This is a genomic window from Streptomyces sp. NPDC051173, assembly GCF_040689515.1.
Taxonomy (GTDB): Bacteria; Actinomycetota; Actinomycetes; order Streptomycetales; family Streptomycetaceae; genus Streptomyces.
This window is the reverse complement of the sequence record NZ_JBFBBD010000076.1, coordinates 26022-32286: the sequence shown is the minus strand read 5'-3', so window position 1 is coordinate 32286 and position 6265 is coordinate 26022. Positions and strand designations below refer to the sequence as shown.

The 6265-nt window shown below is 72.2% G+C and carries 5 protein-coding genes; all 5 read left to right on the top strand.

The features are described 5' to 3' along the window. Nucleotides 1-304: 304 nt before the first annotated feature. The 5 genes from AB0435_RS28520 (at nucleotide 305) to AB0435_RS28500 (ending at nucleotide 6232) form a co-directional block, all read left to right on the top strand. Nucleotides 305-1294 carry a malate dehydrogenase gene (locus AB0435_RS28520; protein WP_366008155.1) on the top strand — a complete coding sequence of 330 codons (990 nt, stop codon included), beginning with the start codon at nucleotides 305-307 and terminating at the stop codon, nucleotides 1292-1294. A 189-nt stretch (nucleotides 1295-1483) separates the two neighbouring features. After that, nucleotides 1484-3100, top strand: a complete 1617-nt coding sequence (locus AB0435_RS28515) for a hypothetical protein (RefSeq protein ID WP_366428277.1) — start codon at nucleotides 1484-1486, stop codon at nucleotides 3098-3100. Beyond that, entirely contained in the window at nucleotides 3097-3627 is a 531-nt protein-coding gene (locus tag AB0435_RS28510; RefSeq protein ID WP_366008153.1) for a hypothetical protein, read from the top strand. Before AB0435_RS28515 ends, AB0435_RS28510 begins: the two co-directional genes overlap by 4 nt. Nucleotides 3628-3639: 12 nt before the next feature. After that, complete coding sequence (locus AB0435_RS28505; RefSeq protein WP_366428276.1) at nucleotides 3640-4536, top strand: hypothetical protein; 897 nt, start codon at nucleotides 3640-3642, stop codon at nucleotides 4534-4536. A 193-nt stretch (nucleotides 4537-4729) separates the two neighbouring features. Continuing rightward, nucleotides 4730-6232 (top strand): aldehyde dehydrogenase family protein, encoded by a 1503-nt coding sequence (locus tag AB0435_RS28500; RefSeq protein WP_366008151.1) that lies wholly within the window; start codon nucleotides 4730-4732, stop codon nucleotides 6230-6232. Nucleotides 6233-6265: the final 33 nt, after the last annotated feature.

Genomic DNA, 6265 nt, shown 5'->3' with positions numbered 1-6265 from the left:
CGCCTGCGGCGGGCTTGTTCCCCAGCCCCGCCCCTTCCCGAAACTGGGGCGCTGCCCCAGACCCCGCAACACGCTTCGCGCGTTGTCCTCAAACTCCCCCAGACTCCGTCCGGGGGTGCCCCCACGGGCTGGTTTGTGCGGACCGTACCCGCACTCAGACCCGCCCAATGAGTCGCGTTCCACACCCACCCCGGCGTTCCGGCACCGTCGCGTCGGATAGCCTGACGCCGGATCTCTTGACACCGAGAGAGATCCCCACAAATGGGCAGGGACACCCAACCCCAGTTCGCAGCAGGAGATCGCCATGACCCGCACTCCCGTCAATGTCACCGTCACCGGCGCTGCCGGTCAGATCGGCTACGCGCTGCTCTTCCGCATCGCCTCCGGCCAGCTGCTCGGCGCGGACGTGCCGGTCAAGCTCCGTCTGCTGGAGATCCCGCAGGGCCTGAAGGCCGCCGAGGGCACCGCCATGGAGCTCGACGACTGCGCGTTCCCGCTGCTGCGCGGCATCGACATCACGGACGACCCGAACGTCGCCTTCGCCGGTGCGAACGTCGCGCTGCTGGTCGGCGCCCGCCCCCGCACCAAGGGCATGGAGCGCGGTGACCTGCTGGAGGCCAACGGCGGCATCTTCAAGCCGCAGGGCGCGGCGATCAACGCGCACGCCGCGGACGACATCAAGGTCCTCGTCGTCGGCAACCCGGCGAACACCAACGCCCTGATCGCCCAGGCCGCCGCGCCGGACGTCCCGGCGGAGCGCTTCACCGCGATGACCCGCCTGGACCACAACCGCGCGATCTCGCAGCTGGCGCGGAAGACCGGCACCCCGGTCTCCGAGATCAAGAAGCTGACGATCTGGGGCAACCACTCCGCCACGCAGTACCCGGACATCTTCCACGCCGAGGTCGCGGGCAAGAACGCCGCCGAGGTCGTGAACGACCAGGCGTGGCTGGCCGACACCTTCATCCCGACCGTCGCCAAGCGCGGTGCCGCGATCATCGAGGCCCGTGGCGCCTCGTCGGCCGCCTCCGCCGCCAACGCCGCGATCGACCACGTGCACACCTGGGTCAACGGCACCGCCGCCGGTGACTGGACTTCGATGGGCATCCCGTCGGACGGCTCCTACGGCGTGCCCGAGGGCATCATCTCGTCCTTCCCGGTCACCACGAAGGACGGCAAGTACGAGATCGTCCAGGGCCTGGAGATCGACGAGTTCTCCCGCGCCCGCATCGACGCCTCCGTGCAGGAGCTCGTCGAGGAGCGCGACGCGGTGCGCGCCCTCGGCCTCATCTGAGCCGTCGCGCCGATCGGCCCACCGATCGAATTCGTACAGGCTTACTGACGTACGTCCGTACGCGTCGAATTCCGGCCCGCTATTCGTTCCCGCACGGGGACGGTGGCGGGCCGTTCGACTTATTCTGGGTTCTCCGAAAGTGCGTCAACTCCTGCAGATTCGCAGGCGAGTTCGACGATCGGGGGACGTATGTCAACTCCTGTTGGACGTGAGTCCCGCACAGAGGCCACGAGACTTCTCTGCGCGGGCACCTATCTGGACATCGGGTTCCGCCGCCGGGTCATCGAGGAACTGGTGGAGCATGAGGAGCGCCCGACGGCGCCCTCACTCGGTGTCGATATCGTGCCGGTGCTCGCGCACGCGCTGCGCGCCCGCGCACAGGACGTGCAGACGGCGCTGTGGCTCCTCGTGTTCTGGGGCCTGTTCATCGGCATCGAGATCGGCACCGCCGACGACTCCGTCGACCTCGGGGTCGGCCCGGGCTTCCCGCTGTGGGCGCTGCTGTACGCGGTGGTGTGCTTCGTGCAGTGGTGGGTCGCTGCCGCCGCCGGGCGCGGCTCGTCCGTGTACGTGGTCGACAAGCGCACCATGCGCGAGGCGATGAAGGGGCAGGTGCGGGTGCTCATACCCGCGGTCCCGGTGGTCCTCGCGCTCGCCTACTGGGCGTACGCGCTGCTCCAGCTCTGCACCGGTTCGGGCAGCTGGATCTCGATCGTCTTCCCGCTGCTGCTGGCCCTCCCCGTCTGGGCGCACCGTACGCGGGTCGCGGACGTGATGCGCACCGAGCTGAGCCGCCAGGAGTTCGCGCGGCGCGACAGGGCGTTCCCGGTCACCGAGCACCACCGGCGGATCGCCAAGGCCATCGACCGCGAGCAGTACGCGGGGCTGACCATCTACGACTCGGGCCGCCCCTTCCTCGGCATGGGGCGGCCGTACGAGCCCTGGTCGCTCGCCCTGGAGCTCAAGCGGCGCCCGGACGCCGGTCAGGTGCCCGCGAGCCCGGCGCCCTTCACCGCCCGTACGGTCGTCGAGCTGATCCGGCCCCGGCTGGAGGCGCTGCGGGAGAGCGCCGCGCAGACCAGCCGGGACCGGCTGAAGGATCTGGAGATCGAGGAGTTCGTCTATCTCCCGGTGGGCCCGCCGCGCCCGGAGGTGGACTACGGGGGCGGCACCGTCCTGCAGCACCTCGCGCAGTCCGTCGACGAGGGCGGCGAGGCCCGTCGCTATTTCCTCCGTATCCGGGTCGGCGCCTGGGACGAGCAGGTCGTGGCGACCATCCTGGTCCGGGTGCACACCCAGGGCGGCATGCTCGTCCTGGAGGTCGTGCCGCATGTGCTGATGCCCGTCAAGCCGGAGTTCCGCGCGGTCGACGTGATCGTGGCGCGCGGCGGGGACAACTTCCTGCGTGACGGGCTGCGTGCCCTGCTGAGCGGGCCCGCCGCCGGGTTCGCCTCCGCGGTGTCCACGGTGAGCTCCGCCGTCTCCGGGTTCCGCACGTGGCTGACGATGCCGCAGTTCGGCATCCCGGACGGCCCGGCGACCTCGGTGCGGGAGCTGGCCGGCACGCAGACGCTGTCGCTGTTCCAGGAGATGGACATCAGCCGCTACGTGAAGACGGTCCAGGACCGCATCGCGAGCGGCGTACGGGACGCCCTGCGCTCACAGGGCTACGAGACCGACCAGTTCGAGCAGCATTTCGTCCAGGTCAGCGAGGGCGGCGTGTTCATCGGCTCGATGAGCGGCGGCGCGGTCGCCACCGGGGCCGGGGCGTCGGCCAAGAACACCACGCAAAGCGGGGGATCATGACGGAGAAGAGGGACCAGCACAGGGCCGCGGAAGAGGGCGGCGGGATCGCCATCGGCCGTATGACCGGCGGCGCGGCCGCCAGCGGTCGCGGGGCGCGCGCGGAGGACCGCTCGGAGCGGACCGCCCGGCCCGCCGCCAGAAGCGAGGGGCCGGCCCCCGTTCCCCGGCGGACGCCGGGTGAAGGGGGCGTCGCCGTCGGGGAGTTGAGCGGCGGGGCGCTGGCCGCGGGGGAGCAGGCGACCGCGGTGGACGCGTCACGCGGACCGCTGCCCGTACCGGACACGCTGCTCACGGCGGTACGGGACTTACGCGGCCAACTACCGCTGCTGGCGCGGACGGAGGGCGACGGCATCGACGACGTCGAGGGCGAGCTCGCCGACCTGGAGGAGGAGGCCGCGCGCACCGGCCGGGCCGACCGCGGCAGGCTGGAGCGGCTGCGGTCGCTGCTGACCGGTGGTGCCACGGTGGCGGCGGGCCTGGCGTCGGCGCTCGCCGTCGTCCAGGCGATCAGTCAGCTGCTGGCGTGAGGGGGCGGGCACATGAGCCGCTGGGACGCGGATCGCCAGCAGTGGGTGAACGACGACGAGCCGCCACCGCACGGCGCGCACTCCTCCGACCATGACCCGACCGAGCCCGACCTCCCCCTGGTCCGGGTTTCCTCCGGCGCCGCGCCGCGGGGCCCCTCGCGCGAGGCGGTCCTGGCCGGGACGGTGGCGGGCGTGGTGCTCGCGGCCGGCATCGGCTTCGGGGTCTGGAAGCTGACCCGGGACGACGGCGGGGGCCACGCCCACGCGTCGGGCGGCGGGACCACCTCCAGCGCCCCGGCGACGCCCGGCCCGAGCGGCGGCGGAGCGGTCACCAACGGCACCGGCGTCACCACGCAAGGTGACACCGGCGCCACACCGGACGCGCCGACGGACGGCTCGGGCGGCCTGGGCGGCTCCTCCGGTCCGTCGGACGGCCCCTCCAGTCCGGTCGGCGGCCCCGGTGCCGCCCCCGCCGGGTACCAACGGGTCGGCGACCCCTCGGGGATCACGCTCGACGTGCCCCAGGGCTGGCACCGCACCGCGGACGGCGTCAGTGTGTTCTACCGCTCGGCGGCCGACGACCAGAACTTCGTCCAGGTCTACCGGCAGAACGGACCGGAGAGCACACCGGCCGAGGCGGCCGCGTCGCTCGAGGCGACGATGTCCAAGAACCCGGGATACCGCCGCCTCAAACTGGGCCAGACGTCGGACGGTTCGGAGGCGGAGCTGGAGTACACCTACACCCGTGACGGCGGCACCCGGCACGTCGTGCTGCGCGACGTCAGGGCGTCCGACCACCAGATGTACGTGCTGCTGGTGACCGGGCCCGACGACGACTGGTCCACGTACGCCCGGGTCTACGCGGTGCTGCTCGGCTCGTTCTGCCCGACCGGTTACTGCGCGAACTGAGGCCGGCCGCATCCCGGTGGCCCGCCGCACCCCGGGGGCGGCGGGCCATCAGGCGCGCATAAGTGACTCCCGTCACTCTTCGTGAAAGAAGTGGCATATGTTTCCGCCTTCTGGTTAGGCGCGCCTCGTTGCCGGGCCCCACGAGGGCCCGGCGCCGTAGTGAGTGCACCGTGGACCGGAAGGCAGAAAAGACATGTCGTCAGTCGAGACCATCCTTGTGGACGGGGTGTGGCGTGCCGCCACGTCCGGCGCGCAGCGGGAGGTCCTCGACCCCGCAGACGCCAAGACCCTGGCCCTGGTGGCCGAGGGCGGCGCGGACGACACCGACGCCGCGATAGCCGCCGCCCGCCGCGCCTTCGACGACGGCGCCTGGCCGCGGACGCCCGTCGCCGAACGGGCCGCGCTGCTGCGGCGCGTGGCCGACCTGCTCCAGCGCGACCGCGAGGCGATCGCGCTGACCGAGAGCCGGGACACCGGGAAGACCCTGGAGGAGGGCCGGGTCGACGTCGACGATGTCACCAACGCCTTCCGCTACTTCGCCGACCTCGTCATCAACGAGGGCGGCGGCCGCGTCGTGGACGCGGGCTCGGACGAGGTGCACAGCATCGTCGTCCACGAGCCGGTCGGCGTCTGCGCGCTGATCACCCCGTGGAACTACCCGCTGCTCCAGGCGAGCTGGAAGATAGCCCCGGCCCTGGCCGCGGGCAACACCTTCGTCATCAAGCCCAGCGAGGTCACCCCGCTCTCCACCGTGCACCTCGTCCGGCTGCTGGCCGAGGCGGGCCTGCCGGACGGTGTCGCGAACCTCGTCACCGGCGCGGGCGACCCCGTCGGCGCCCGTATGTCCGAGCACCCGGACGTCGACCTCGTCTCCTTCACCGGCGGCCTCACCAGCGGCGTCAAGGTCGCCCAGGCGGCCGCGCCGACCGTGAAGAAGGTCGCGCTCGAACTCGGCGGCAAGAACCCCAACGTCGTCTTCGCCGACGCCTGCGCCACCGACGAGGACTTCGACACCGCCGTCGACCAGGCGCTCAACGCCGCGTTCATCCACAGCGGCCAGGTCTGCTCGGCCGGCTCCCGCCTCATCGTCGAGGAGTCCGTCAGCGAGCGCTTCGTCGCCGAACTCGCCCGCCGCGCCGAGAAGATCAAGCTGGGCCGGGGCACCGAGGAGGGCGTCGAGTGCGGCCCGCTCGTCTCCGCCGCGCAGCTCGACAAGACCGAGGCGTACGTCGCCTCCGCGCTCGCCGAGGGCGCCGCGCTGCGCTGCGGCGGTGGGCAGCCCGAGCCGAGCGCCGTCCGCCCCGCGACCGGCTACTTCTACTCGCCGACCGTCCTCGACCGCTGCCACCGCGGCATGAAGGTCGTCCGGGAGGAGACCTTCGGGCCGATCCTCACCGTCGAGACCTTCCGCACCGAGGACGAGGCCGTCGAGCTCGCCAACGACACCGAGTACGGGCTCGCGGGCGCCGTCTGGACCAAGGACGCCGGGCGGGCCCGCCGGGTCGCCGGGCGGCTGCGCCACGGCACCGTGTGGATCAACGACTACCACCCCTACCTGCCGCAGGCGGAGTGGGGCGGCTTCGGCAAGTCCGGCACGGGCCGCGAGCTCGGCCCCGCGGGCCTGGCCGAATACCGCGAGGCCAAGCACGTCTACCAGAACCTCGCCCCCAAGCCCGTCCGGTGGTTCGCGGGCTGACGCCCGCGGCACGGACGAGACCACCACGCGAAG

Excerpts from the sequence above, each read along its gene's own strand:
- AB0435_RS28520 (WP_366008155.1), top strand. The coding sequence starts at position 305 with ATGACCCGCACTCCCGTCAATGTCACCGTCACCGGCGCTGCCGGTCAG.
- AB0435_RS28515 (WP_366428277.1), top strand. The coding sequence starts at position 1,484 with ATGTCAACTCCTGTTGGACGTGAGTCCCGCACAGAGGCCACGAGACTT.
- AB0435_RS28510 (WP_366008153.1), top strand. The coding sequence starts at position 3,097 with ATGACGGAGAAGAGGGACCAGCACAGGGCCGCGGAAGAGGGCGGCGGG.
- AB0435_RS28505 (WP_366428276.1), top strand. The coding sequence starts at position 3,640 with ATGAGCCGCTGGGACGCGGATCGCCAGCAGTGGGTGAACGACGACGAG.
- AB0435_RS28500 (WP_366008151.1), top strand. The coding sequence starts at position 4,730 with ATGTCGTCAGTCGAGACCATCCTTGTGGACGGGGTGTGGCGTGCCGCC.